The organism is Massilia sp. YIM B02769 (assembly GCF_030411995.1).
GTDB lineage: Bacteria > Pseudomonadota > Gammaproteobacteria > Burkholderiales > Burkholderiaceae_D > Telluria.
The window spans coordinates 94,987-118,797 of the sequence record NZ_JASNRC010000014.1 but is presented as its reverse complement, the minus strand read 5'-3'; the positions used below and the strand labels follow the sequence as shown (position 1 = coordinate 118,797).

The 23,811-nt window shown below is 65.3% G+C and carries 27 protein-coding genes and 1 riboswitch; of the genes, 6 read left to right on the top strand and 21 right to left on the bottom strand.

Annotated features, from left to right (window positions below):
- Nucleotides 1-3: 3 nt before the first annotated feature.
- From QPK31_RS21515 to thiC, 8 genes are all read right to left on the bottom strand, one after another.
- Nucleotides 4-480, bottom strand: coding sequence for a chemotaxis protein CheW (locus QPK31_RS21515; RefSeq protein WP_290424926.1), 477 nt, complete (start codon nt 478-480; stop codon nt 4-6).
- 136 nt (nt 481-616) lie between these two features.
- Nucleotides 617-1,084 (bottom strand): nuclear transport factor 2 family protein, encoded by a 468-nt coding sequence (locus QPK31_RS21510; protein ID WP_290424925.1) that lies wholly within the window; start codon nt 1,082-1,084, stop codon nt 617-619.
- 108 nt (nt 1,085-1,192) lie between these two features.
- A complete protein-coding gene (locus QPK31_RS21505; RefSeq protein ID WP_290424924.1) occupies nt 1,193-2,287 on the bottom strand; it encodes a biotin carboxylase in 1,095 nt (364 codons plus the stop codon).
- A gap of 119 nt (nt 2,288-2,406) precedes the next feature.
- Nucleotides 2,407-3,030: a thiamine phosphate synthase gene (gene thiE / locus QPK31_RS21500; protein ID WP_290424923.1), complete on the bottom strand. Its 624-nt coding sequence runs from the start codon at nt 3,028-3,030 to the stop codon at nt 2,407-2,409.
- A 9-nt stretch (nt 3,031-3,039) separates the two neighbouring features.
- Nucleotides 3,040-3,855 (bottom strand): hydroxymethylpyrimidine/phosphomethylpyrimidine kinase, encoded by an 816-nt coding sequence (locus tag QPK31_RS21495; protein ID WP_290424922.1) that lies wholly within the window; start codon nt 3,853-3,855, stop codon nt 3,040-3,042.
- Nucleotides 3,852-4,634: a thiazole synthase gene (locus QPK31_RS21490; RefSeq protein ID WP_290424921.1), complete on the bottom strand. Its 783-nt coding sequence runs from the start codon at nt 4,632-4,634 to the stop codon at nt 3,852-3,854. Before QPK31_RS21490 ends, QPK31_RS21495 begins: the two co-directional genes overlap by 4 nt.
- 11 nt (nt 4,635-4,645) lie before the next feature.
- Complete coding sequence (gene thiS / locus QPK31_RS21485; RefSeq protein ID WP_290424920.1) at nt 4,646-4,849, bottom strand: sulfur carrier protein ThiS; 204 nt, start codon at nt 4,847-4,849, stop codon at nt 4,646-4,648.
- Between the two features lie 2 nt (nt 4,850-4,851).
- A complete protein-coding gene (gene thiC, locus QPK31_RS21480; protein ID WP_290424919.1) occupies nt 4,852-6,765 on the bottom strand; it encodes a phosphomethylpyrimidine synthase ThiC in 1,914 nt (637 codons plus the stop codon).
- A 66-nt stretch (nt 6,766-6,831) separates the two neighbouring features.
- Nucleotides 6,832-6,931, bottom strand: a riboswitch (TPP riboswitch).
- 369 nt (nt 6,932-7,300) lie between these two features.
- On the opposite strand from thiC, the gene QPK31_RS21475 reads away from it, so the two are divergent.
- Nucleotides 7,301-10,099 (top strand): valine--tRNA ligase, encoded by a 2,799-nt coding sequence (locus tag QPK31_RS21475; protein ID WP_290424918.1) that lies wholly within the window; start codon nt 7,301-7,303, stop codon nt 10,097-10,099.
- 60 nt (nt 10,100-10,159) lie between these two features.
- Here QPK31_RS21475 and QPK31_RS21470 read toward each other — a convergent pair whose 3' ends face one another.
- On the bottom strand, nt 10,160-10,732 hold the full coding sequence (locus QPK31_RS21470) for a PEP-CTERM sorting domain-containing protein (protein WP_290424917.1): 573 nt from the start codon (nt 10,730-10,732) through the stop codon (nt 10,160-10,162).
- 150 nt (nt 10,733-10,882) lie between these two features.
- Here QPK31_RS21470 and QPK31_RS21465 point away from each other — a divergent pair, with 150 nt between their 5' ends.
- From QPK31_RS21465 to QPK31_RS21455, 3 genes are all read left to right on the top strand, one after another.
- Complete coding sequence (locus tag QPK31_RS21465; protein ID WP_290424916.1) at nt 10,883-11,251, top strand: VOC family protein; 369 nt, start codon at nt 10,883-10,885, stop codon at nt 11,249-11,251.
- A gap of 84 nt (nt 11,252-11,335) precedes the next feature.
- Nucleotides 11,336-11,785, top strand: a complete 450-nt coding sequence (locus QPK31_RS21460) for a DUF2147 domain-containing protein (RefSeq protein ID WP_290424915.1) — start codon at nt 11,336-11,338, stop codon at nt 11,783-11,785.
- Nucleotides 11,786-11,843: 58 nt separating this feature from the next.
- Nucleotides 11,844-12,185: an SMR family transporter gene (locus QPK31_RS21455; RefSeq protein ID WP_290424914.1), complete on the top strand. Its 342-nt coding sequence runs from the start codon at nt 11,844-11,846 to the stop codon at nt 12,183-12,185.
- On the opposite strand, the gene QPK31_RS21450 is transcribed toward QPK31_RS21455, so the two are convergent.
- Nucleotides 12,154-13,413 (bottom strand): MFS transporter, encoded by a 1,260-nt coding sequence (locus tag QPK31_RS21450; RefSeq protein ID WP_290424913.1) that lies wholly within the window; start codon nt 13,411-13,413, stop codon nt 12,154-12,156. The genes QPK31_RS21455 and QPK31_RS21450 overlap by 32 nt on opposite strands.
- A 96-nt stretch (nt 13,414-13,509) precedes the next feature.
- Between QPK31_RS21450 and QPK31_RS21445 the strand changes: the two genes are divergently transcribed.
- Nucleotides 13,510-13,950 carry a helix-turn-helix domain-containing protein gene (locus QPK31_RS21445; protein WP_290424912.1) on the top strand — a complete coding sequence of 147 codons (441 nt, stop codon included), beginning with the start codon at nt 13,510-13,512 and terminating at the stop codon, nt 13,948-13,950.
- A 130-nt stretch (nt 13,951-14,080) separates the two neighbouring features.
- Here the strand turns inward: QPK31_RS21445 and QPK31_RS21440 are convergent, their stop codons facing one another.
- Entirely contained in the window at nt 14,081-14,569 is a 489-nt protein-coding gene (locus QPK31_RS21440) for a response regulator (protein WP_290424911.1), read from the bottom strand.
- The gene (locus QPK31_RS21435) at nt 14,566-15,768 is read right to left on the bottom strand and encodes a sensor histidine kinase (RefSeq protein WP_290424910.1); all 1,203 of its coding nucleotides are present in this window, start codon (nt 15,766-15,768) and stop codon (nt 14,566-14,568) included. Before QPK31_RS21435 ends, QPK31_RS21440 begins: the two co-directional genes overlap by 4 nt.
- Nucleotides 15,769-16,076: 308 nt before the next feature.
- Between QPK31_RS21435 and QPK31_RS21430 the strand changes: the two genes are divergently transcribed.
- Nucleotides 16,077-16,286 carry a cold-shock protein gene (locus QPK31_RS21430; RefSeq protein ID WP_290424909.1) on the top strand — a complete coding sequence of 70 codons (210 nt, stop codon included), beginning with the start codon at nt 16,077-16,079 and terminating at the stop codon, nt 16,284-16,286.
- 128 nt (nt 16,287-16,414) lie between these two features.
- On the opposite strand, the gene QPK31_RS21425 is transcribed toward QPK31_RS21430, so the two are convergent.
- The 9 genes from QPK31_RS21425 to ruvC all read right to left on the bottom strand — a co-directional run bounded on the left by QPK31_RS21425 (nt 16,415) and on the right by ruvC (nt 23,684).
- Nucleotides 16,415-16,630, bottom strand: coding sequence for a hypothetical protein (locus QPK31_RS21425; RefSeq protein ID WP_290424908.1), 216 nt, complete (start codon nt 16,628-16,630; stop codon nt 16,415-16,417).
- Nucleotides 16,631-16,739: 109 nt separating this feature from the next.
- On the bottom strand, nt 16,740-17,207 hold the full coding sequence (locus QPK31_RS21420) for an MgtC/SapB family protein (protein ID WP_290424907.1): 468 nt from the start codon (nt 17,205-17,207) through the stop codon (nt 16,740-16,742).
- 93 nt (nt 17,208-17,300) lie between these two features.
- Nucleotides 17,301-17,906 carry a response regulator gene (locus QPK31_RS21415; protein WP_290424906.1) on the bottom strand — a complete coding sequence of 202 codons (606 nt, stop codon included), beginning with the start codon at nt 17,904-17,906 and terminating at the stop codon, nt 17,301-17,303.
- Nucleotides 17,903-19,057: a sensor histidine kinase gene (locus QPK31_RS21410; RefSeq protein WP_290424905.1), complete on the bottom strand. Its 1,155-nt coding sequence runs from the start codon at nt 19,055-19,057 to the stop codon at nt 17,903-17,905. Before QPK31_RS21410 ends, QPK31_RS21415 begins: the two co-directional genes overlap by 4 nt.
- Nucleotides 19,058-19,062: 5 nt before the next feature.
- On the bottom strand, nt 19,063-20,868 hold the full coding sequence (locus QPK31_RS21405; RefSeq protein WP_290424904.1) for a CIA30 family protein: 1,806 nt from the start codon (nt 20,866-20,868) through the stop codon (nt 19,063-19,065).
- A 141-nt stretch (nt 20,869-21,009) separates the two neighbouring features.
- Nucleotides 21,010-21,468, bottom strand: a complete 459-nt coding sequence (locus QPK31_RS21400; protein WP_290424903.1) for a YaiI/YqxD family protein — start codon at nt 21,466-21,468, stop codon at nt 21,010-21,012.
- On the bottom strand, nt 21,468-22,529 hold the full coding sequence (ruvB, locus tag QPK31_RS21395) for a Holliday junction branch migration DNA helicase RuvB (RefSeq protein ID WP_290424902.1): 1,062 nt from the start codon (nt 22,527-22,529) through the stop codon (nt 21,468-21,470). Before ruvB ends, QPK31_RS21400 begins: the two co-directional genes overlap by 1 nt.
- An 18-nt stretch (nt 22,530-22,547) precedes the next feature.
- The gene (ruvA, locus tag QPK31_RS21390; RefSeq protein ID WP_290424901.1) at nt 22,548-23,129 is read right to left on the bottom strand and encodes a Holliday junction branch migration protein RuvA; all 582 of its coding nucleotides are present in this window, start codon (nt 23,127-23,129) and stop codon (nt 22,548-22,550) included.
- An 18-nt stretch (nt 23,130-23,147) separates the two neighbouring features.
- On the bottom strand, nt 23,148-23,684 hold the full coding sequence (gene ruvC, locus QPK31_RS21385) for a crossover junction endodeoxyribonuclease RuvC (RefSeq protein WP_290424900.1): 537 nt from the start codon (nt 23,682-23,684) through the stop codon (nt 23,148-23,150).
- Between the last annotated feature and the right edge of the window lie 127 nt (nt 23,685-23,811).

The window sequence follows — 23,811 nt, the reverse complement described above, 5'->3', positions numbered from 1 at the left end:
GCGTCAGGACGCGATGCTGTCGATGACGCCCATTTCCTCGGACGACATCAGGCGGTCGATGTCGACCAGGATGATCATGCGTTCGTCGACCGTGCCCAGGCCGATCAGGTAGTCGGTGTTCAGCGCGCCGCCCATGTCCGGGGCCGGCTTGATCTGCTCGGCGGTCAGCGAGATCACGTCCGACACCGAATCGACCACCATGCCGACCACGCGGTCCTGGATGTTCAGGATGATCACGACGGTGAACTGGTTGTAGGTCGGCGTGCCCAGGTTGAACTTGATGCGCATGTCGACGATCGGCACGATGGTGCCGCGCAGGTTGACCACGCCCTTCACGTGCTCGGGCGCACTGGCGATGCGGGTCACGGATTCGTAGCCGCGGATTTCCTGCACTTTCAGGATCTTGATGCCATATTCTTCGTTGCCAAGCTTGAAGGCCAGGGCTTCGAGCACGCCATCATTCATCAAGGTATTGTCCATTTGCCGTCCAGTGAGTAGATAGATAAGTCCCGAGCATTATATATTTTTGCTTTGCAGCAATAAACAAGGAATGCGCCGCAGCTGGTTTGCTGTCTCACTAGTGCAACTAAGAATGGCCTCCGTGTCAACGTTTCTGTCAATGACCGTAGCTCAGCACCCTCAGCAGTTTCCACTGGCCGTCCTCGCGCTCCCACACCATGGAAAAGCGGTACACGCTGCATTCTTCTTTTTCCGCCGGCGACGGCTGGTTGCAGAAGCGGTGCCGGCCGATGTGCATGGCGTGATCCGGGCCGGCCGGGAAGATTTCGACCGTTTCGGGCATGGCGACGCGCCGGATCCGGTTCGCCGCCCGGAAGTTCCGCTCGAAGGCGGCGATGTTCTCGGCGTAGCTGGTGAAGCCGCTGCGGTCGTGGTAGAACTCCAGACGCCGGCTGAACCCTGCTTTCATCGGGCCGATGTCGCGGTCGTTCAGTCCTCCGAACAGGCGCGCATCGGCGGCCGCGATATCGGCTTCGAGCTGGCGCTGTGCCGGCGCCTTGTCGGCTGCCCATGCGCTGCTGCCGGCCGCCAGCAGGCAGGCCGCTACGATCCAGGTCATGTTCATGTCGGGTTTCCTTTCTTGAAAACCCGACAGTGCCGCAGCGCTGCGCCGTCCGCATCCGCTATCCGACGAAGCGCCGGCCTGCGATGACGAATGGGGCGCCAGCCGGGATCAGCGGTTGCGCCAGGCGCCCGCCAGCATGTGTGCGAGCAGGTCCGGGTACGACCAGCCGAGCGCACGCGCGGCGATGGCCGACAGGCTGTCCTGTTCCTCGCGGCCGGGACGCCCGGCGCCGGTCATGTTCGGCTTCATGTTGACGTCGAAGATCAGGTACTCGCCCTGTTCGTTGGCGCGGCAATCGATGCGGATCGCGGCCCGGGCGCCGATCCGGACGAAGGTGTCCGCACAGGCTTGCATCAGGCGTTCGACCGGCTGCACGGCGCATTCCTCAGGCGTCAAGGCGGCGCTGTTGGCGGTGACGGCAACCGTACCGTTGTAGGGCGCAATGCCGTCGGCGTGGTTGAAGCGCCGCACCGGCGGCAGCACCAGCGGCTGGCCGCCCTCGCCCGCCTGTGCCGGCAGTACCGTCAGGGTCAGTTCTTCGCCTGCCAGGTATTGCTCGACGATCGCGCGGTCGCCGAACAGGGCATCCTCGAACAGGGCCGCCACCTCATCGGACAGCGCCGGCCAATCCGCTACCCGCGATACGCCCTGGCTGCCACGGCCACGTACCGGCTTGACAACCAGCGGAAACGCCAGGCCCTGTTTGGCCAGGACGGCAGGCGACAGCGCGGAGAGCGCGATCGCATCGGCGCTCTCCTCTTGCGCCACCATGACCGAGCGCGCCACCGGCAAGCCCGCCGCGTGCAGAAGCGCGTTGGTGGCGAACTTGTCGTCGACCGCCCCCTGGCGGTCGGGTGGCTGGCCGACAATCCAGTGGCTGGCCAGGAAGGCTTCGATCGGGTGGCCCGCGAACAGGACCGTTTTGGCCCAGATGACATTCGCACCCGCTTCGGTGGCGGCCAGCAGGCCTTCCCGTGTGTCGGGGAAGACCCAGGCGAAGGCATCGGCCGGGTCGGGGTCGGCCTGCGGCGTCACGATGTCGTGGCCGGCCTGGCGCAGGGCGAAGGCGATGTCGGCGCCGCTGTCGGAATAGCCGCCGGGCTTGGGGTCCTTGCGCAGGCCGTCGATGACGGGCGGCGGCAAGGCCTGGTAGATGATGGCGATGCGCCCTGGCTGGCCCTTCCCGATGACTGCAATACCCATGCTTCGAATCCCATCCCGACAATAGCAAACGCAGATGCTGAATCGCGCTCTGCATCCATTCGCCTTGCATCTTAACGTGTGCGGGATTCTTGCGCCGTCCGCATCGGGACAGGGAATTGTCAGCTGTTGAACAAAGCGCCGAACCTGCGCGCCGCCGCTTCCGGATCGGCCTCGGCATAGACGCCCGTGATCGCCGCCACCATGTCCGCCCCGCGCGCCACCAGCGGCGCCGCATTCTGCGGCGTCATGCCACCGATGACGACCAGCGGCAGCGCCAGTTCCGCGCGCGCCTCGGTCAGCAGCGCCGGCTCGGTAACGAACGTGTATTTTTTCACCGGCGACGGATAGAAGCCGCCGAACGCCGCGTAGCTGGCGCCGGCTGCCTGCGCCGCATGGGCCAGCGCCAGCTCGCCATAGCAGGAGGCGCCGACGATCTTGTCCGCGCCGAGCAGGCGCCGCGCATGGCCGATGGCGAGGTCGGTGCCGCCCAGGTGCACGCCGTCGGCATCGAGGTGCATGCACAGATCGAGGTGGTCATTGATAACGAGCGGCGTGCCATGGCGGCGGCACAGCGCCAGCAGCGCGGCGCCCTGCTCCAGCCGCAATACCGCATCGGCGTCCGCGTCTTTATCTTTATGGCGGTACTGCACCAGTGCCGCACCGCCGCGCAGGGCCGCTTCGGTGGCGGCCAGCAGGCGTTCGGTGTCGTTCCAGTTGGGGGTGACGAGATACAGGCCTCGCATGGTGTTCCTTCACATGGTGGATGAGAGAAAGCGGCGCGGGATGCGCTGGCCCGGTGCGATGGCAAACGATTGCGCGAGCGCGCCATGACAGTAGGCCTGGGCCGCGTCGAGTGCTGCCGCCATGGCTTCGCCGTGCGCCAGGCGGCCGGCCAGGCTGGCTGCCAGCGTGCAGCCGCTGCCGTGGAAGGCGCCAGGCAGGCGCGGCCAGCGCCAGCGGCGAACCAGGCGGCCGTGGGTGTACCAGCGGTTTTCCACGACACGTCCGTCGCCGTGGCCGCCGGTCAGCAGCAGGTGCGCGCAGGGGAAGTCGCCGACGGCGCAGGGGAAGCCTGCGATAGCGCAGGGGAAGCCTGCGATAGCGCAGGCTTCCGGTTCGTTCGGCAGCGCGATGCTGGCCAGCGGCAGCAGCTCGTTCACGATCGCGACCGGGTCGTCTTCGGCCAGCGCATCGCCATGGCCGCTGGCGAGCACCGGGTCGAGCACGACCGGCAGCCTGGGATGACGTTCGCGCAGGCCGCGCAGCAGGCCGGCAATCGCGCGGGCATTTGCACGGCTGCCTGGTATGCCGAGCTTCACGGCGCGAATCTCGACGCTGTCGACCAAGGCCTGCGCCTGGGCCAGCACGAAGGCGGCGTCGACCGCCTGCACGGCATGCACGCGGTTGTTATCCTGTACGGTGAGCGCGGTGGCCACCGGCAGCGCGTGCGCGCCCTGGGCGGCAATCGCCAGCACGTCGGCCGCCAGGCCGGCCCCGCCGCCGGGGTCGAGCCCGGCGAAGACCAGCACCGCCGGCACGCTCGCACGGTGGGTCATGTGCAGCGTCATGTAATCCGGCCTTCGCGTGGCGAGGAGGGCGAGGCGGCGAAGCGTTTCGGCATGCGTCCGGCGAGATAGGCTTCGCGCCCGGCCTGCACCGCCAGCTTCATCGCCCGCGCCATGCGCACCGGCTCGCGCGCGGCGGCAATCGCCGTGTTCATCAGCACGCCGTCGCAGCCGAGTTCCATGGCGATTGCCGCATCCGATGCGGTGCCGACGCCGGCATCGACCAGCACAGGCACCTTGGCCTCCTCGATGATGAGCGACAGGTTCCAGGGGTTCAGGATGCCCATGCCCGAGCCGATCAGGGACGCCAGCGGCATCACCGCGATGCAGCCGATCTCCTGCAGGATGCGGGCCTGGATCGGATCGTCGCTGCAGTAGACCATCACGTCGAAGCCGTCGCGCACCAGGGTCTCCGCCGCTTTCAGCGTTTCCGGCATGTGCGGGAACAGGGTCTTTTCGTCGCCCAGCACTTCGAGTTTCACAAGCTTGTGCCCGTCCAGCAGTTCGCGCGCCATCTGCAGCGTGTAGACGGCATCCCGCGCGTTGTAGCAGCCGGCGGTATTCGGCAGGATGGTGAAGTCTTTCGGCGGCAGCACGTCGAGCAGACTCGGCGCGTTCGGGTCCTGGCCGATGTTCACGCGGCGGATCGCCACGGTCACGATCTCGGCCTCGGCCGCGAAGGTGGCTTCGCGGGTCTCGTTCAGATCGCGGTACTTGCCGCTGCCGACCAGGAGACGCGAGCGGTACTGCTTGCCCGCGATGGTGAGGAAGTCGTTGTTCATTGCTTGTCCTTTCAGCCGCCACCGATGGCGCGCACGATGTCTACCCGGTCCTGTTGTTGCAACAGGCGTTCGTTCCACTGCTGGCGCGGCACCACGTGCCGGTTCACGGCCAGCGCCACGGCCTGCTTGCCGACGCCGAGCGCCAGCACCAGGTCGGCCAGCGTCTGGCCCGCCGGCAGGCGGTAAGCCTCACCATTGAGTTCGATGTCGAGCATGCTCATACCTCGCGGTACAGTTTCGCGCCGCCGCGCACGAACTCGATCGCCTTTTCCTGCATGCCCTGGGCCAGCGCCTTGTCCTCGTTGACACCATTGGTGGCGGCGTACTCGCGCACTTCCTGCGTGATCTTCATCGAGCAGAAATGCGGACCGCACATCGAGCAGAAGTGGGCGACCTTGGCGGAATCCTTGGGCAGGGTCTCGTCGTGGAAGGAGCGCGCCTTGTCGGGGTCGAGGCCGAGGTTGAACTGGTCTTCCCAGCGGAATTCGAAGCGCGCTTTCGACAGCGCGTTGTCGCGGATCTGGGCGCCCGGATGGCCCTTCGCCAGGTCGGCGGCGTGGGCGGCGATCTTGTAGGTGATGATCCCGTCCTTGACGTCGTTCTTGTCGGGCAGGCCCAGGTGCTCCTTCGGCGTGACGTAGCACAGCATGGCGGTGCCGTACCAGCCGATGTGGGCGGCGCCGATGCCGGAGGTGATGTGGTCGTAGCCGGGCGCGATGTCGGTGGTCAGCGGCCCGAGCGTGTAGAACGGCGCCTCGTCGCACTGTTCCAGCTGCAGCCGCATGTTCTCGCGGATCAGGTGCAGCGGCACGTGGCCCGGTCCCTCGATCATCACCTGCACGTCGTGCTTCCAGGCGATGTGGGTCAGTTCGCCGAGGGTCTTCAGCTCGGCCAGCTGGGCTTCGTCGTTGGCATCGTAGATCGAGCCGGGGCGCAGGCCGTCGCCCAGGCTGAAGGCGACGTCGTACTGCTTCATGATCCGGCAGATGTCCTCGAAGTGGGTGTACAGGAAGGACTCGCGGTGATGCGCCAGGCACCACTTGGCCATGATCGAGCCGCCGCGCGAGACAATACCTGTCAAGCGTCGGGCCGTCATCGGCACATAAGCGAGGCGCACGCCGGCGTGGATGGTGAAGTAATCGACGCCCTGCTCGGCCTGTTCGATCAGGGTGTCGCGGTAGATTTCCCAGGTCAGGTCCTCGGCCTTGCCGTTCACCTTTTCCAGCGCCTGGTACAGCGGCACGGTACCGATCGGGACCGGGCTGTTGCGGATGATCCATTCGCGCGTCTCGTGGATATGCTTGCCGGTGGAGAGGTCCATCACGTTGTCGGCGCCCCAACGGATGGCCCAGGTCATCTTTTCCACTTCCTCGCCGATCGATGAGGTCACGGCGGAGTTGCCGATATTCGCGTTGATCTTCACCAGGAAGTTGCGGCCGATGATCATCGGCTCGCTTTCCGGGTGGTTGATGTTGCAGGGGATGATGGCGCGGCCGCGCGCGACTTCCTCGCGCACGAACTCGGGCGTGATCTCATCCGGAATGGCGGCGCCGAAGGACTGGCCGGGGTGCTGGCGGCCCAGCAGTTCGGCGGTGCGCTCCCCGATCGGGCCGCTCGCTTGCAGCGAGGCGATGTACTCCTTGCGGCGCAGGTTTTCGCGCAGGGCGATGAATTCCATTTCGGGGGTGACGATGCCGGCCCTGGCGTAGTGCATCTGGGTGACGTTGGCGCCCTCTTTTGCTCGGCGCGGCTTGCGCGTCAATTCGAAGCGCAGGGCGTCGAGGCTCTTGTCGGCGAGGCGTTCCTGGCCGTAGCTGGAAGTCGGGCCGGGGAGTTCCTCGGTATCGTCGCGCTCGGCGATCCAGGTGCGGCGCAGGGCTGGTAGGCCGTGGCGGATGTCGATCCGGGCCGCCGGGTCGGTGTAGGGGCCGGAGGTGTCGTAAACGAAGACAGGCGGATTCGGTTCGCCGCCGAAGCTGGCGGGGGTGTCGCTTTGCGCGACAGCGCGCATCGGCACGCGGATGTCGGGGCGGCTGCCTTCGATGTAGACCTTGGTCGAGTTCGGGAAGGGTGCGATGGCGGCGCTGTCTACCTGGGCGGTGGCGGCGTCGAATTGCAGGCGGGCGTTCATGTGGCTCCTTTGCGTGAGGAGCCAGCAAAGGAGGCGGAGAATGTACAGGCGCGTGCGGATGCACGACCGGACTCTCGGAAGCTTCCCTTCGCTGGCATTATCCAGATCAGGTTCAGAGGGTATTTCTCACCCGCGCAGTTCGTGCGCAGGACCCCTAGCGTTGCGGCCTTGTGGCAGCGGGCGGATTATAGCTTGCGCGGTGGGATTGGCAAATAAATATTGAGCGGGTTATTTGGTGAGGGTAGGCGGGCGCTAGTGGCGCTGTTGCGTGTGCTGTTTGTGGTGTCTTGAATTCGCGTGGGCTCGAGAGCCCACCCTACGGGAGACGTCATCGGTGTAAAAGCCCGCTATGCCGCCGGCGCGTTCCGTATGGTGGGCACCCCGTTCCCACGCGGATCATGAAAACCGATACAGGCACACGCAACAGCGCCACCAACCGCCGCGCTCCGAACGCCGAAAATCCACCGACGCCACGACCGCACGCCCGCCCTCCTCCTCTATAATGATCGTTTTCGCCAAACACACCAGCCACATCATGGAATTAGCCAAGTCTTTCGAGCCCGCCGACATCGAACAATACTGGCGCGCCGAGTGGGAACAGCGCGGGTACTTCGCCGCCACCCTCGACGCCGACAAACCGGCCTTCAGCATCCAGCTGCCGCCGCCGAACGTGACGGGCACGCTGCACATGGGCCACGCGTTCAACCAGACCGTGATGGATGGCCTGACGCGCTACTACCGCATGCGCGGCTATAACACCGCCTGGGTCCCGGGCACCGACCACGCCGGCATCGCCACCCAGATCGTGGTCGAGCGCCAGCTGGACGCGCAGAAGATCTCGCGCCACGACCTCGGCCGCGACGAATTCATCAAGAAGGTCTGGGAGTGGAAGGAAAAGTCGGGCAACACCATCACCGGCCAGATGCGCCGCCTGGGTGCCTCGGCCGACTGGAACCGCGAATACTTCACCATGGACGAGACCCGCTCGAAGACCGTGTCCGAAGTCTTCGTGCGCCTGTACGAACAAGGCCTGATCTACCGCGGCAAGCGCCTGGTCAACTGGGACCCGGTGCTGGGCACCGCCGTCTCCGACCTGGAAGTCGACTCGGTCGAGGAAGACGGCTCGATGTGGTACATCCAGTACCCGCTGGCCGACGGTTCCGGACGCCTGACGGTGGCCACCACCCGCCCCGAGACCATGCTGGGCGACGTCGCCGTGGCGGTCGATCCGACCGACGAGCGCTACACAAGCCTGGTCGGCAAGATGCTGAAGCTGCCGCTGACCGACCGTGAAATCCCGATTATCGCCGACAGCTATGTCGACAAGGAATTCGGCACCGGCTGCGTGAAGATCACGCCGGCGCACGACTTCAACGACTACGCCGTCGGCCAGCGTGCGGGCCTGGCGCCGATCACGATCATGACGCTCGACGCGAAGATCAACGAGAACGCGCCAAGCCAGTACCAGGGCCTGGACCGCTTCGCCGCGCGCAAGCAGATCGTCGCCGACCTGGAAGCGCAAGGCTTCCTCGAACAGATCAAGCCGCACAAGCTGATGGTCCCGCGCGGCGACCGCACCGGCGTCGTCATCGAGCCGATGCTGACCGACCAGTGGTTCGTCGCCATGACCAAGCCGGCGCCGGAAGGCACCTTCAATCCCGGTAAATCGATCACCGAAGTGGCGCTGGAAAAGGTCGCCAATGGCGAAATCAAGTTCGTGCCCGAGAACTGGAGCACGACCTACAACCAGTGGCTGGGCAACATCCAGGACTGGTGCATCTCGCGCCAGCTGTGGTGGGGCCACCGCATCCCGGCCTGGTTCGACGAAGCGGGCAACATCATCGTCGCGCGCGACGAGGAAGAAGCGAAGGCCAAGGCCGCCGCGCAAGGCATCACGGGCGAACTGCGCCGCGACGAAGACGTGCTCGACACCTGGTTCTCGTCGGCCCTGGTCCCCTTCTCGACCATGGGCTGGCCGGAAGAAACGCCGGACATGAAGATGTTCCTGCCGTCGTCGGTGCTGGTCACCGGTTTCGACATCATTTTCTTCTGGGTCGCGCGCATGGTCATGATGACCGCGCACTTCACCGGCAAGGTGCCGTTCGAGACCGTCTACGTGCACGGCCTGGTGCGCGATTCGCAGGGCCAGAAGATGTCGAAGTCGAAGGGCAACACCCTCGACCCGATCGACCTGATCGACGGCATCGACGTCGAGTCGCTGGTGGCCAAGCGTACGCAAGGCCTGATGGACCCGCGCGCCGCGGAAAAAATCGCCAAGGCCACGCGCAAGGAGTTCCCGACCGGGATTCCGGCGTTCGGCACCGACGCCGTGCGCTTCACCATGGCCAGCTACGCCTCGCTGGGCCGCAACATCAACTTCGACCTCGGCCGCGCCGAAGGCTACCGCAACTTCTGCAACAAGCTGTGGAACGCGACGCGCTTCGTGATGATGAACACCGAAGGCAAGGACTGCGGCGCGCCGGATCCGGCCGACCTGTCGCCGGCCGACAAGTGGATCATCTCGCTGATGAACCGCGCGGAGCTGGAAGTGGCGAAGGGCTTCGAGGACTACCGCTTCGACAACATCGCCAGCGCCATCTACAAGTTCGTCTGGGACGAGTACTGCGACTGGTACCTGGAAGTGGCCAAGGTCACGGTCCAGCAGGGCACGGAAGCGCAACAGCGCGCCACCCGCCACACGCTGTTGCGCGTGCTGGAAGTGATCCTGCGCCTGGCGCATCCGGTGATCCCGTTCGTGACCGAAGCGCTGTGGCAGGCGATCGCGCCGCTGGCCGGCAAAACCGGCGATTCGATCATGCTGCAGCCCTACCCGATCGCCAACGAAGCGCTGATCGACGAAGGCGCCGAAGCCTGGATGGCCCAGCTGAAGGACCTGACCAACGCCACCCGCAATTTGCGCGGCGAGATGAAGCTGTCGCCGTCGGTGCGCGTGCCGCTCATCGTCGAACCGGGCAACGCGGATGACCGTGCCAACATGGCCGGCTTCGCGCCGTTTATCCAGTCGCTCGGCAAATTGGCCGAAGTGCAGATCGTCGACGCCCTGCCGGAATCGCCGGCCGCCGTGTCGATCGTCGGCACCACCAAGCTGATGCTGAAGGTCGAGATCGACGTCGCCGCCGAGCGCGAGCGCCTGTCGAAAGAGATCGCGCGCCTGGAAGGCGAGATCGGCAAGGCAAGCGGCAAGCTGTCGAGCGAGAGCTTCGTCGCGCGCGCACCGGCAGCCGTGGTGGCGCAGGAGAAGGAACGCCTGGCGAACTTCTCGGCAACCCTCGCCAAGATGCAGGAGCAACTGGCCAAGCTGCAGGCAGCGTAAGCGTCTGCATCGGGCCTGATCGGTATGGCGTGCAAGCGCCATACCGCTTTTTTTTCGCCCTTATTTTCTGCGCAAACGGCGCGCCGCGGCCAGGGCAGCCAGCCCCAGCCCCAGCATACCGGCATGCGCCGGTTCCGGTACCGGCGGCACCCGCGTCACGACGTTGTCGATGCGTGCCCAGTCTTCGCCGTAGATATCGTCTGGATCGGGCGTGGTCATGTACCAGTTCACGTAGTTCACGTTCTGGAAGCTGGCCGGCAGCTCGACAAAGGTCAGGGGCACCTCGCCCACGATGTTGTAGGTTGCGCCGTTATCGGCAATGAAGGTCGAGGTTCCGCCCAGGTACTCGAAGCCGAGCAGATCGAAGTTCATGCCGTCCTCGCGCTTGATCTGGTAGGGCGAGGACCCGTACTGGCTGTGCAGCCACAAATTGCCGCCGCCCGGATGCAGGTGCCCGCCTCCCGGGCCGGTTTCGAGCGAGACAAAACTATAGCCGGATTCGCTGTACGAATCGATGTAGATGCCGTCGATTTCGTCGAAGTCGATCACGACGATGGCGGCCGATGCGGCGCCGGCGCCGAGCATGAAGACGGCTGCGGCAAGTAGTTTTCTCATCCATTTGAAGATATTCATGGGATTTCCTCAATGTAAGGTTTGAGAACGCACAACCCAGGGTGTTCGATTTCCAGCTTATGGACGAGCAGCAGGCGTATATTGATGTGTTTCAAAGTGCGTGCTGGATCTCGGTACGCTGCCCGATTCGATCCTTGCTGGAGGAAGCCGATGATCCGCAATCACATGTATGTGCTGGCCGTGCCCGACCTCGAACGCTCGGCCGCCTTCTATTGCGAGGCCCTGGGCTTCACGGTCCACGAGATGGGTGACCCGGGCTGGCGCATGTTCGAGCGCGATGGCTGCCGCATCATGGCCGGCGCCTCCCCGGACGCGACGCCGGCGGCGCAGCTGGGCGACCATTCCTGGTTTGCCTACCTGGTGGTCGACGACGCCGATGCCTGGCATGCGCGCGCCGGCGCGGCCGGCGCCCACATCTTCAAGGCGCCGCAGGACGAACCCTGGGGCATGCGCGAGTTCGGCCTGCGCACCGTGGACGGCCACCGCATCATGCTGGGCCAGGAGCTGGACGGCGCCTGAAACATCCGGCAACGTTTTTGCTGCCAAGGCGCACCGACAGTTTGCTACACTGCGCGCAAGGAAACCAACAATGGAGACACACCGATGCCTACCCTGACCAAAGCCGGCCTGCTGGCCGCCATGCTGTTCACTTCCGCCGCCGCCTTTGCCCAAACCGCCTCGCCGGTCGGCCTCTGGAAAACCATCGACGACGAAACCGGCAAGCCGAAAGCCCTGGTGCGCATCACCGAGGAAAACGGCGCCCTGCAAGGCAAGATCGAAAAGCTGTTCCTGGAACCGAACGTGGACCAGAACCCGAAATGCGTGGCCTGCGAAGACTCGCGCAAGAACCAGCCGATCATCGGCATGACCATCGTCTCGGGCCTGAAAAAGGACGGCAACGAATACACCGGCGGCGAAATCCTCGACCCGAAAAAGGGCAAGGTCTACAAGAGCAAGGCCACCCTGCGCGAAGGCGGCAAGCAGCTGGAAGTGCGCGGCTATATCGGCGCACCGATGTTCGGCCGCTCGCAAGTCTGGCAGCGCGAACAGTAAGCTGGTATTGTTTTCATCCGAAGCGGCCTGCGGGCCGCTTTTTTATTTCAAGAATACGATGACCCTGACCCAAAGCTACCTCTTCCTCGCCCTCGCCATCGTCGTCGAGGTGATCGGCACCACGGCGCTGAAGGCCACCGACAATTTCACGCGGCTGTGGCCGAGCATGCTGACCATCGGGTGCTATGCCGCCTCGTTCTACCTGCTGACCTTCAGCCTGAAGGTGCTGCCGACCGGGATCGCGTATGCGATCTGGTCGGGCGTGGGAATCGTCCTGATTTCGATCGTCAGCTGGGTGGTCTACAAACAGAGCCTGGACTTGCCGGCGCTGATCGGGCTGGGGCTGATCATTGCGGGTGTGCTGGTGATTAACCTGTTTTCGAAGAGCGTGGGGCACTGATCGCCTGTCCAGGCACGACGAGCCGCAAGCTCGCTGCCCAGAAAGCCAGTGCCAGCCCGCTCACGCCGGCGCCGAGCAGGCACACGCCCTGCCAGCCGGCGGCTGCGTAGACGGCCGTTGTCGCCAACGCGCCCAAGCCGCTGCCGGCCGCATAAAATAGCATGTAGGCTGCGACCAGGCGGCTGTGTCCATCCGCATGCGACCGGAAGATCATGCTCTGGTTCGTCACGTGGATCGCCTGCCCGCCCAGATCGAGCAGCACGATGCCGATGACGAGCGCCCAGAGCGACATGTCCAGCATGAACAAGGGTATCCACGCAGCCAGCAGCAGCACCAGTGCGCCGAACGTGGTGATTTGTTCGAAGCCCTGGTCGGCCCAGCGTCCGGCGCGTGCGGCGGCCAGTGCACCGGCGGCGCCCACCAGGCCGAAGGCGCCGATTGCCGTGTGCGAGAAGGAATACGGTGCTGCGCTGAGCGGCAAGACGATGGTGCTCCAGAAGATGTTGAAAACGGCGAACATCAGGAGTGCCAGCATGCCGCGGACCTGCAGGACACGGTCTTGCCGGAGCAGCAGGAAGGTCGAGCCGATCAGGCGGACGTAATGCATGCGGTGCGGCACAGGCGCAAGCGCAAGGCGGGGCAGCCTCGAACCCAGCAACAGCGCGAGTACCAGCATGGCCGCCGCCGCGCACAGATACACGCTGCGCCAGCCGCCGATATCGCTGATGCCGCCCGCCAGCACGCGCGCCAGCAGCAAGCCGAGAAAGACACCGCCCTGGGCGGCGCCCACCACCCTCCCCCGTTCATTCTCCGATGCGGCACTGGCGGCATAGGCGATGAGGCCCTGGGTCATGGCGGTGCCAAGGGCTCCGGTCAGCAGCATGGCCAGCAGCAGCATCGCAGCCGACCATGCCAGTCCCACGAAGGCCAGCACGGCCGACAGCATCAGGGCCTGCGCCAGCATCAGCCGCCGCCGGTCGAGCAGGTCGCCGAGGGGAACGAGCAGCACCAGCGCCAGCGCACATCCCACTTGCGTGGCGCCGACCACTGTACCGATCGCGGCATGCGGGATGGAGAAATCCCTGGCCAGGGCGTCGAGGAGCGGCTGCGCGTAATACACGTTGGCGACACTGAGTCCGCTCGCGCAGGCAAACAGCAGGACGGCGCCACGCGACAGCGTCGGCGGCAGGCTCACCTGGACAGCGGATGTGGTGGCATCGGCTTGCATACGGCCTCCTCAAACTGGTTTCAAATCAAAACCAGTTGGAGCGTAGCCAGATTGGTTTTAAAATGCAACCAATTTCTGTGGATACCCGTATTCGAAATGAACAGCCGCAAGAACATGGAAGGGCAGCCCTGCCCGGTTGCGCGCTCGGTCGATGTCGTTGGCGACCGCTGGAGCCTGCTTGTCGTGCGCGATGCATTCGACGGCGTGCGCCGGTTTAGCGACTTCCAGCGCAGCCTGGGGGTGGCGCGCAACATCCTGTCCGATCGGCTACGCCGGCTGGTCGATGCGGGCATCCTCGCAACCCGGCCCGCATCGGACTGCAGCGCTTACCAGGAATATGTGTTGACCGAACAGGGCAAGTCCCTATTCCCGGTTGTCGTGGCGCTGCGTCAATGGGGCGAGCGGCATTTGTACGCGGACGGCGAACGCCATTCCGAACTGGTGGACAAGCGGACAGGAAAGCCCCTGCATGCCATGGCGCCCCAGTCCGCCGATGGCCATGTGGTGTCGTCAGACGACACCGAAATAAGAAAGTGACCGTCACCAGGGGAGCACTGAATCCTTCCGGCATGCTGGAATCAGTCACAGGACATGCGTCCGGCGGCGCGTGAACCACCAACCCTGCGCCAGACGCGCAAGGCGCAGGCGACCCGGCCGTTGCATGGCGTCAGCTGCCTGCCTGGCTGCCAGGCCGCGACTCGAACAGCGCGATTACTGCTTCGATGCGATAAGGCTTGCTGACGCAGGGGTAGTGCTGGCTGTGCGTTTCCGCCAGCAAAGGCGAGATGAAGCCCGTGGTCAGCACGATGTGCACCTTCGGATACAGGTGCCGGATCGTTTCCGCCAGCTGCAAGCCGTTCATCCCCGGCATCATCACATCGGAAAAAACGGCATCGATCTCGGGGTCGGTGCCGAGGATCGCGAGCGCCTCCTGCGCCGAATGGGCGATCCTGGCATCGAGCCCATGACCGCAAAACAATGCTCCTGCCAGGTCGGCCAGGTCGGGTTCGTCGTCGACCACCAGGATCTTGCGTGGCGTGGAGGCGGATGAGGGCACCTTGCCGTCATCAAGCAGTGCGGACGATCCGGGGGGCGGAAAGCGGGAACCGGCAGCGTACTGCCGGTAGTCTATGGACGTGTGCATGGCGGCTTTCATTGTTGGGAGGCAGGTATGCCGGCATCGCCAAATCCCTTGGGCAGGCGCGGCATTGTCACGGTAAAGGTGGTGCCTTCGGCCTGGGTGGAGACGAGGGAAATCGTGCCGCCATGCGCCTGGACGATCTGGCGCGAGATGTAGAGGCCGATGCCCAGGCTGGTTCGCTCGATGTAGTTGCTGCTGGCCGAATCGCCGTCAGCGGCATGTGCACCGGCGGCGATGCGCACCATCGGATCGAACACGGCCGCCAGCTTCTCGGTCGCGACAGGTGTTCCTTGATTGTTAACGTCGATGATCACATCGGCCCCGCTGGCACGCATGCTCACCCTGACCGGTGTCTCCAGGCGGCCATACTGGATGGCATTGCCGATCAGGTTGGACAGGACCTGGGCCATGCGCCCTTCGTCGAAGATCGCATCGAGATGCGATGGCATCGTCAGGTCGATCAATTGTTCAGGATGCGAGGTGCGTAACTCGTTGACGACCTCTTCGCAGACAGCGGCCAGGCTGCCCTGCCTGACGCGGATCGGTATGCCTGGCCCAAGGTGGGTACGCGTGAAGTCGAGCAGGTCATTGATCAGCTTGCTCATGCGCCTGGCGCTGTTGAACATGCGTGTCGCCACCAGGATGTATTTCGGTGGAATGTCGAGCGCTTGCATCAGGAAGCTCGATCCGGTCACCACCGTGCCCAGCGGATTACGCAGATCGTGGCCGAGGATGGCCAGGAACATGTTCTGGGTCTGCTTGACCATGAGCTCGTAGCGCGCAACCGACTCGGCCAGGGCCTGGTCGATGGCTTCGTTGAATCTCGTGACGTCTTCCATGTGCGTCGGGTGGACGTCGCCGCGGAGGGCCTCCGCCCACAGGCTCAGCACGCTCGAACGGAGTGCGCGGTACTCGGAGACCAGCTGGACGACGGTGTAGCCCGACAGCAGGCGCGCCTCAGCATGGGTTTCCGCGGCCGTATCGTCCTCCCCGCGCTTGCCGAGGCCGCGCGACTTGGCGGAGCGCTCGTGCTCGGACTGCGGCATGGCCAGGTCGGCGCTGATCGCCTGCAGCATCTGGCGCGCATGGTCGCGCAACTCGCTGTCGTCCATGGTGAGTGCGGGTGGTTCGATGGTGCGCGCAAAATCTTCCCAGGCTTGCAGAATCGGCCCCATGTTGTTACGGATGAAGCCGCTTAATCGGAGCGCTGGCATGTTGAAACCTTTATATGCCCGATCCACTGAGATTCAACGGAAATGGGCTCCCCATCATAACAGTCATTTCCTAACACGCTATAAAAAAGAAAAAATGCACGCGGGAGAAAAATAAATCCGAAATAATTAGGCGAATCCGGCAAACCCCTGTATCTTCCATCTCGCACTACATCAAGTCGTTGTTATTGTTGGCCTTTCTTTCCTGTCTCGCCGTTTGGCGGTCCCGTCTGATTTCCTTCGTCATACCCTCTCTTGGTCGAATGTGCAATTCGGGCGCTTGCCCATGCAAATTTAAAAAGGATTCAATCATGACTACCCAAACCGGCACCGTAAAATGGTTCAACGATGCAAAAGGCTTCGGCTTCATTTCGCCTGACGCAGGCGGCGGCGATTTGTTCGCCCATTTCCAGGACATTCAATCGCAGGGTTTCAAGAGCCTCGCTGAAAACCAGCGCGTATCGTTTGTGCGCTCGACTGGTCCAAAAGGCGAAAAAGCCGGAAATATCTGCGCGATCTGATCACGCCGCGATCAACGGTGCGCACCATGCAGATAGCATGGGCGGCCGATGCAATACTGAAGAGCCCGCCAATTGGCGGGCTTTTTTCATGGATGGAAGCCTGGAGCGGCAACCGATGCGCACCCAGGCTAGGCGCCGGGACGCGGCGCGCAGCGCCGGTCCGCCTTGCGATGCTTTCCCGGCGAACACAGCAACCGTATCGCCACATGGCGGGGCACACCGGCCAGCTGCATGAACACAAAGGCCGCGCACACCCCGTCGGTTTGCAGGATGCGCAAGGCATCCTCGACCCGGGCCGCCGTTCGTGTATTGGCCCGTGGATCCGCTCGTTTGTATTCTGACATGCGAGCCTCCGCATCGTGTCCACGAGCCGATTATCCTAGCAAACCTGGCGGCAAGCCGCGCCCGCTTGCTACCTATCATTCTTGTTGGGGTCGCGACAAAAAGCCGGCTTCAGCGCTTGGGCGGACGCACGATGGCCAGGATGACCAGGGCAAACAAGGCGCTCAGCACGGCCGTGGCTTCGCGTCCCATGCCGGCCGCGATGCCGACGGCGGCGGTCAGCCAGACGCTGGCGGCGGTGGTCAGGCCGCGGATGTCGTTCTTGTCGCGCTGCTTCAGGATCGCGCCGGCGCCCAGGAAGCCGATGCCGGCGGTGACGCCCTGCAGCACGCGCGACAGGTCTTCGACCTTCATCCCGGCTTGCAGCGGGATCAGCACGAACAAGGCCGAGCCGAGCGACACCAGCATGTGGGTGCGCAGGCCGGCCGAGGCGCCGGCGGATTCGCGTTCATACCCCAGCAGCCCGCCAAGCACGATGGCCACCAGCATGCGCACCACGATGCGCGTGATGTCGTCCACGTCGCCCAGGTCGGAAAACTCCGCCTGCACTGCCTGCCAGCTTTGCTCGTACCACGCCATGCGACTCCTCCCTGCCATCGAAGGGAGATGATGCCACCTCGGCAGGATGCATGGCGCATGGCTGCCTCGGCAGCAGCTAAACGGTATGCTTGTTTACAGCCAGCCCGCATCGCGCGCCAGGCGGTAGGCCTCGACCCGGTTGCCGGCGCCCAGCTTGCTGATCGCCTCCGACAGGTAGTTGCGCACGGTGCCTTCGGACAGGTGGATCTGGCGCGCGATGTCGGCGCTGCTGGCGCCCTCGCCCGCCAGGCGCAGCACCTGCCGTTCGCGTTCGGTCAACGGGTCCTGGGCGCCGCCCCAGCTTTCCAGCGCCAGTTCGGGCGCGATGGCGCGGCCGCCGCCATGCACCGTGCGGATCGCCGCGGCCAGCGCGTCGGCCGGCGCATCCTTCAGCAGGAAGCCGCGCACGCCGGCGGACAGCGCGCGGCGCAGGTAGCCGCTGCGCCCGAAGGTGGTGACGATCATCACGCGACAGGCTGCACCGCGCGCTGCCAGTTGCGCCGCCAGTTCCAGCCCGGTCATGCGCGGCATCTCGATATCGGTCAGCACGATGTCGGGCGCGTGCCGTTCGCACAGCGCCAGCGCCTCGATGCCGTCGGCGGCGGTGGCGACCACCGCGATGTCCGGCTCCAGCCCGAGCAAGGCGGCCAGGGCGCCGCGCACCATGGCCTGGTCTTCGGCGATCAGGATGCGGATCATGCGGCCTCTCCGGCCGGCACGCGCAGCTCCAGCGCCAGGCCGCTGGTGGCAGCCACCGCCAGCGCCAGCTTGCCGCCGATGGCCGCCGCCCGCTCCTGCATGCCGTTCAGGCCGTTCCCGTGACGCAGCTCGCGCAGGTCGTTCACATTGCGCAGGCCTGCGCCGTCGTCCATCACGCGCAGCACGGCGTTGGCCCCTTCCTGCACCAGGAACAAGGTGCAGCGGCGCGCGCCGGCGTGGCGCACGACGTTCGTCACCGCTTCGCGCAGGGCCAGCGCCACCACGTGTTCTGTCGCCGGCGCCAGCTGCACGCGCTCGACCCGTTCATCGAGTTCGACGTCGGCGGCGGCCAGGCTGGCACGCGCCGAGGCCAGGGCATGCGCCAGTCCGCTCTCGCGGTAGCCGCTGACGGCGCTGCGCACCTCGCCCAGGGCCTGGCGCGCGGTGGCTTCGATATCGGCGATCTCGCGCCGGCACGCGTCCGGGTTGCGTTCGGCCAGCTTGCCGGCCAGTTCCGCCTTCAATGCGATCAGCGACAGCGAGTGGCCCAACAGATCGTGCAGGTCGCGCGAGATGCGTTCGCGTTCGGCGATGGTGGCCATGTGTTCGACTTCTTCCTGCTTGCGCAGCAGCGCCTGGCGCGAGCGGCGCAGGCGGGCATCCATGATCGAACCGATGGTGACCGGCAGGCCGGCGGTGAGCAGGGGCATCAGGAACAGGAAGCGCATCTGCGCCGACGCCGCCAGCAGCGAGGCGAGCAGCGCCAGCACGTAGACGATGGCCACTGCCAGGAAGGCGCGGCGCAGGTCGACGATGCCCGCAGCCATGGCACAGGCGAAGATGAAGAAGGTGGCGGCGCCGGCGTTCCAGTGCACCCAGGCCGCGCCGAGCAGGCAGCCGCCCAGCATGCAGGCGCCGATCTGCCAGCCGCGCGCCCAGAAGCTGGCGCAGTACAGCCAGACGAAGAACACGATGGTCAGGGCCAGCAGCGCCGCCTCGACCGCGCTTGGCGACACGTAGGCGTATTTCCAGAACATGTAGCCCAGGCTCAGCAGCCAGAGGTAAGGCAGCCTGCCGTATTCGGGCGGGATCCACGGCCGCGTCCACAGCCTTGCCATCGTTTGCCCCATCGTGTTCATCGCGATCGTCATGAAGGTTATTCGGTCAGCAGGCGCACGTCGACGATCTCGAAGCGGTAGTCGCCCGGCTTCGGACCGGCGTTGAATCCTAACATGGTCAAGGTTGCCGGATCGATGCCTTTCAGCTCGCGCAGCGGCACCGTCACTTCGGTCCATTCAGGGCCTGCGGTGAAGGACTGCGCACCCGGAATCTGCACGCCCTGCGACATGGCGATCATCTGGTAGGTCTTGCCGTCGCCGCGCACCTTAAAGCGCACCATCTTGACCGTGCTGAAGTCGACGGACTCCATCGGCTGCGTACCCGGCATGAAGGCCAGCCCGGCCCAGGCGAAGGGCAGGCCCGGCATGACCTTCGCATCGATCGCGAGCGGCACCTGGCCGTCGGCCAGCGGCTGGCCCGGGTTCAGGGTGACGGTCGATTTGCCGCCTGCAAAACTGTCGGTCGACGCGCTCCAGCCCATGCCGAACGGGCTGGCCAGCCGCTGCGTACTGAACTGGCTGATGCGGCCGTCAGCGGGGAGCGCCAGCGCCTTGGCGCTTCCCGGCTGCGTCGCTTGCGCCGCCTTGGCGACGCGCTGGCGCTGGCCTTCGCGCAGGCCGTTGGCGCTGTCGCCATCCTTCCAGACTTCGACGATGCGGCGCGTGGCCAGGATGTCGGCCGTGGGGTTGCCCTCCACCAGCAGCAAATCGGCCTTGTAGCCCTGCTCGATGCGGCCGCGCTTGCCCAGCTTGAAGACCTGCGCGGGCACGCTGGTGGCTGCCGCCAGCGCCTGCGCCGGCGTGAGACCGGCGTCGACCAGGGCCTTCAGTTCGCGGTGCATGCTCACGCCGTACTGGGTGCCGGGGTTGCCGGCATCGGTGCCGGCAAGCACCGGCACGCCTGCTTTCACCAATGCCGCGGTGACGGCCTTCGGTGCGGCCAGCAGCTCGGCGCGTTCCTTGTTGCCGTAGCGCGTCTTGAGCGGCGCCTGCGCATCCTTGTCGAGCAGGCCGGCCAGGGCCGGGCTGGCCAGCAAGTCGTCGCCGCGCCAGCCCGCCATGCTCTCCAACACCGCGAAGGTCGGGATCACGAAGGCACCCTTGCTGCGCGCCAGCCGCGCCAGGCCCTCGGCATCGCCGGACGCCGCCGGGAACAGGTGCACCAGGCCGTCGGCGCCCGCTTCCAGCACGGCGCGCGCATCCTGTTCGTTGCCGATGTGGACCACGGCCAGCTTGCCGCGCAGGTGGGCCGCATCGATCACCGCCCTGGCCGTAGCCAGGCTGATCGACTGCATGCCGTAGCCGCCGCCCATCACGATCTTGATGAAGTCCGATCCCTCGGCGATGCGGGCGTCGACAAAGGCTTGCGCCTGTTCGGGGCCGGTGATGGTGGGAATGGGCACGCCGAACTGGGTGCCGTGGCCGTTCGGCGCGGTGACCAGGGTGCCGGCCGAGAACAGGTCGGCGTGGTCATGGCGGCTGCCTTGCGCCATCTCCTGCTTCGCCTGTTTCATCAGGCCCACGTCGGTGAACATGTCGATCTGGGTCGTCACGCCGAACAGCACCGGCAGCTCCTGCCAGCGGAAGGTGTGGGTGTGGGCGTCGATCAGGCCCGGCAACAGGGTGCGGCCGGCGCCATCGACGATGCGCGCGCCTTGCGGCGGCGCGCCGCGGAAATCGGCATCGAGAATCGTCGCGCCGTCGAACAGCACGGAACGGCGCTCGTGCACGGCCTTGCCGTCGAAGACGCGCACGTCCTTGACCAGGGTGGCGGTAGCCGAAGCAAAGGAGCTGGCGGCCAGGCCGGCGCACAGCAGCAGGGTGTTCAGGACGGTGGGTTTCATCGGTCTCTCCAGGGTGGGTGTGAGACCAGTATGCAAAGTTGGCGGCTGCCGCAACAGAAGCAGCTGCCACCACTTTGGGATGACAAATGTCAGGTGCGCGGACGCTGGCGCGCGAGGTGGCGGTCGAGGGCGTTGGCGCGCTTAGCGCTCAATCGGACGCTGGCGCGCCAGGTGCCGATCGAGTGCATTGGCAAACCTCTGGCGGTCGGCCTGGCTGAAGGCCGACGGGCCGCCGGTATCGACGCCGCTGCTGCGCAGTTCCTCCATGAAGGCGCGCATGGTCAGCTGCTGGGCGATGGTGTCTTTCGTATAGAAATCGCCGCGCGGGTTGAGGGCATGGCCGCCCTTCTCCAGCACCTGGGCGGCCAGCGGAATGTCGGCGGTGACCACCAGGTCGTTCGGCTGTACGCGCGCGACGATCTCGGCGTCGGCCACGTCGAAGCCGCCCGGCACCTGCAGCGCGCGGATGAACTTCGAGCCGGGCACGCGCAGCAGCTGGTTGGCCACCAGGGTCACCTGGATGTGCGTACGCTCGGCCACCCGGAACAGGATCTCCTTGATCACGCCCGGGCAGGCGTCGGCGTCGACCCAGATCTGCATCAGCGGAGATTGTTCCAGAGGTCGCCGGTGGGGCTGATACGCGGTGCGGCGACGCCGAAGTGCTGGTAGGCGGCCGGGGTGGCGATGCGGCCGCGCGGGGTGCGCTGCAAATAGCCCTGCTGGATCAGGTAGGGTTCGAGCACGTCCTCGATGGTGTCGGCCGCCTCGCCGATGGCCGCCGCCAGGTTGCCGATGCCGACCGGGCCGCCGTTGAACTTGAACAGCACCGCTTCCAACAGTTTGCGGTCCATGACGTCGAAGCCGACCGAGTCGACGTCGAGCATTTTCAGGGCGCGGTCGGCCATGTCCTTGGTGATCTCGCCATTGCCCTTCACTTCCGCGTAGTCGCGCACGCGGCGCAGCAGGCGGTTGGCGATACGCGGCGTGCCGCGTGCGCGCATCGCCACTTCGCGCGCGCCTTCGTCGTTGATCGGTGCTTCCAGCAGGTGGGCGCTGCGGGTGACGATCTTGGTCAGCTCGTCGACGTTGTAGAACTCGAGGCGGGCGACGATGCCGAAGCGGTCGCGCAGCGGGTTGGTCAGCATGCCCGCGCGCGTGGTGGCGCCGACCAGCGTGAAGGGCTGCAGGTCGAGCTTCACGGAACGCGCAGCCGGCCCCTCGCCGATCACGATGTCGATCTGGTAGTCCTCGAGCGCCGGGTACAGGATTTCCTCGACCACCGGCGACAGGCGGTGGATCTCGTCGATGAACAGCACGTCGTTCGGCTCGAGGTTGGTGAGGATCGCGGCCAGGTCGCCCGGGCGCTCCAGCACCGGGCCGGAAGTCTGGCGCAAATTCACGCCCATCTCGCGCGCGATGATGTGGGCCAGCGTGGTTTTACCCAGGCCCGGCGGGCCGAACAGCAGCGTGTGGTCGAGCGCCTCGCGGCGCTTGCGCGCGGCGGAGATGAAGATTTCGAGCTGGTCGCGGATCTTGGCCTGGCCGACGTATTCGTCCAGCTGTTTCGGGCGCAAGGCGCGTTCGATCGCCTCCTCGTTGGGCGAGGCCGGCGCCGCGTCGATGACCCGCTGCTCGGTGAAATTGTCGGTCTGGATGCTCATCTTTTATCTTTGAAAAACTCAGCCCTTTGACAAGGCTTTCAATGCAAACTTGATGCCGTCGGAAACCGTCGCGCCTTCCGGCAGGTTCTTGGTTGCGACCAGCGCTTCCTTGTCAGAATACCCCAAAGCGATCAGCGCATTCATCACGTCGGCTTGCGTGTCGTCGCGCGGCGCACCGCCGCCGACGATGCCGATGTCGGCGCCCAGTTTGCCCTTCAGTTCCAGCAGCAGGCGTTCTGCGGTCTTCTTGCCGATGCCGGGGATCTTTACCAGGCGGCCGGATTCCTGCAAGGTCACGGCCTGGGCCAGGTCGGCCACCGACATGCCGGACAGGATGCCCAGGGCGGTGCGCGCGCCGACGCCGGTAATCTTGATCAATTGGCGGAACAGGGCGCGCTCGCTGGCCGTGCCGAAGCCGAACAACAGGTGGGCATCCTCGCGGATCGCCTGGTGCGTGAACAGCACCACGCGCTCGCCGGTGTGCGGCAGGTTGTAATAGGTGCTCATCGGCACATCGACTTCGTAGCCGACGCCGTTGCAGTCCACCAGCAGTTGCGGCGGCGTTTTCTCTAACAGGATGCCGGAGATGCGACCAATCATGCTTGACCTTTTTATTCGTTAAACAAGGCGGCCGCGTTTCATGCGCAGGCCAGTCAGTTGCGGACCGATCGAGCCGATCAGGGCCAGGGTGTCGTGGGTGTTGGCGTGGCAGATCGCCACGCCGAGCGCATCGGCGGCGTCACTGCCGGGCAAACCGGGCAGCGTCAACAGGCGCGAGACCATGTCCTGGACCTGCGGCTTGGCCGCCTTGCCGGTGCCGACCACGGCCTGCTTGATCTGGGTCGGCGAATACTCCGCTACGTCGAGGTCGGCGCCCACCAGGGCGCTGATCGCGGCGCCGCGGGCCTGGCCCAACAGCAGCGTCGATTGCGGGTTGACGTTGACGAAGACTTTTTCGATGGCCGCGCAGGCCGGCTGGTAAATCGCGACGATCTCGCGCACGCCATCGAGGATGATCTTCAGGCGCGGCGGCAGCGCCCCTTCCAGACCGGTCTTGATGGTGCCCGAGGCGATATAGCGCAATTTGCTGCCGTGCTTTTCTATGACGCCAAAGCCGGTCGTGCGCAAGCCAGGGTCGATGCCGAGAATAATCATTATCGAATGTTATACCGGCCAGCAAGGTTCGTGGGAAAAATACTGTGTATAAACACAGGTGGCATGCCGTTTTGTTGCTAACTACGTTACAGCAAACAATGTAGGGTGGGCGCCCCTGTGCCCACGC

What these genes read in the sequence shown, in the direction of transcription:
- QPK31_RS21515 (WP_290424926.1), bottom strand. Translation starts at nt 480, where the DNA reads ATGGACAATACCTTGATGAATGATGGCGTGCTCGAAGCCCTGGCCTTC.
- QPK31_RS21510 (WP_290424925.1), bottom strand. Translation starts at nt 1,084, where the DNA reads ATGAACATGACCTGGATCGTAGCGGCCTGCCTGCTGGCGGCCGGCAGC.
- QPK31_RS21505 (WP_290424924.1), bottom strand. Translation starts at nt 2,287, where the DNA reads ATGGGTATTGCAGTCATCGGGAAGGGCCAGCCAGGGCGCATCGCCATC.
- thiE (WP_290424923.1), bottom strand. Translation starts at nt 3,030, where the DNA reads ATGCGAGGCCTGTATCTCGTCACCCCCAACTGGAACGACACCGAACGC.
- QPK31_RS21495 (WP_290424922.1), bottom strand. Translation starts at nt 3,855, where the DNA reads ATGACGCTGCACATGACCCACCGTGCGAGCGTGCCGGCGGTGCTGGTC.
- QPK31_RS21490 (WP_290424921.1), bottom strand. Translation starts at nt 4,634, where the DNA reads ATGAACAACGACTTCCTCACCATCGCGGGCAAGCAGTACCGCTCGCGT.
- thiS (WP_290424920.1), bottom strand. Translation starts at nt 4,849, where the DNA reads ATGCTCGACATCGAACTCAATGGTGAGGCTTACCGCCTGCCGGCGGGC.
- thiC (WP_290424919.1), bottom strand. Translation starts at nt 6,765, where the DNA reads ATGAACGCCCGCCTGCAATTCGACGCCGCCACCGCCCAGGTAGACAGC.
- QPK31_RS21475 (WP_290424918.1), top strand. Translation starts at nt 7,301, where the DNA reads ATGGAATTAGCCAAGTCTTTCGAGCCCGCCGACATCGAACAATACTGG.
- QPK31_RS21470 (WP_290424917.1), bottom strand. Translation starts at nt 10,732, where the DNA reads ATGAATATCTTCAAATGGATGAGAAAACTACTTGCCGCAGCCGTCTTC.
- QPK31_RS21465 (WP_290424916.1), top strand. Translation starts at nt 10,883, where the DNA reads ATGATCCGCAATCACATGTATGTGCTGGCCGTGCCCGACCTCGAACGC.
- QPK31_RS21460 (WP_290424915.1), top strand. Translation starts at nt 11,336, where the DNA reads ATGCCTACCCTGACCAAAGCCGGCCTGCTGGCCGCCATGCTGTTCACT.
- QPK31_RS21455 (WP_290424914.1), top strand. Translation starts at nt 11,844, where the DNA reads ATGACCCTGACCCAAAGCTACCTCTTCCTCGCCCTCGCCATCGTCGTC.
- QPK31_RS21450 (WP_290424913.1), bottom strand. Translation starts at nt 13,413, where the DNA reads ATGCAAGCCGATGCCACCACATCCGCTGTCCAGGTGAGCCTGCCGCCG.
- QPK31_RS21445 (WP_290424912.1), top strand. Translation starts at nt 13,510, where the DNA reads ATGAACAGCCGCAAGAACATGGAAGGGCAGCCCTGCCCGGTTGCGCGC.
- QPK31_RS21440 (WP_290424911.1), bottom strand. Translation starts at nt 14,569, where the DNA reads ATGAAAGCCGCCATGCACACGTCCATAGACTACCGGCAGTACGCTGCC.
- QPK31_RS21435 (WP_290424910.1), bottom strand. Translation starts at nt 15,768, where the DNA reads ATGCCAGCGCTCCGATTAAGCGGCTTCATCCGTAACAACATGGGGCCG.
- QPK31_RS21430 (WP_290424909.1), top strand. Translation starts at nt 16,077, where the DNA reads ATGACTACCCAAACCGGCACCGTAAAATGGTTCAACGATGCAAAAGGC.
- QPK31_RS21425 (WP_290424908.1), bottom strand. Translation starts at nt 16,630, where the DNA reads ATGTCAGAATACAAACGAGCGGATCCACGGGCCAATACACGAACGGCG.
- QPK31_RS21420 (WP_290424907.1), bottom strand. Translation starts at nt 17,207, where the DNA reads ATGGCGTGGTACGAGCAAAGCTGGCAGGCAGTGCAGGCGGAGTTTTCC.
- QPK31_RS21415 (WP_290424906.1), bottom strand. Translation starts at nt 17,906, where the DNA reads ATGATCCGCATCCTGATCGCCGAAGACCAGGCCATGGTGCGCGGCGCC.
- QPK31_RS21410 (WP_290424905.1), bottom strand. Translation starts at nt 19,057, where the DNA reads ATGACGATCGCGATGAACACGATGGGGCAAACGATGGCAAGGCTGTGG.
- QPK31_RS21405 (WP_290424904.1), bottom strand. Translation starts at nt 20,868, where the DNA reads ATGAAACCCACCGTCCTGAACACCCTGCTGCTGTGCGCCGGCCTGGCC.
- QPK31_RS21400 (WP_290424903.1), bottom strand. Translation starts at nt 21,468, where the DNA reads ATGCAGATCTGGGTCGACGCCGACGCCTGCCCGGGCGTGATCAAGGAG.
- ruvB (WP_290424902.1), bottom strand. Translation starts at nt 22,529, where the DNA reads ATGAGCATCCAGACCGACAATTTCACCGAGCAGCGGGTCATCGACGCG.
- ruvA (WP_290424901.1), bottom strand. Translation starts at nt 23,129, where the DNA reads ATGATTGGTCGCATCTCCGGCATCCTGTTAGAGAAAACGCCGCCGCAA.
- ruvC (WP_290424900.1), bottom strand. Translation starts at nt 23,684, where the DNA reads ATGATTATTCTCGGCATCGACCCTGGCTTGCGCACGACCGGCTTTGGC.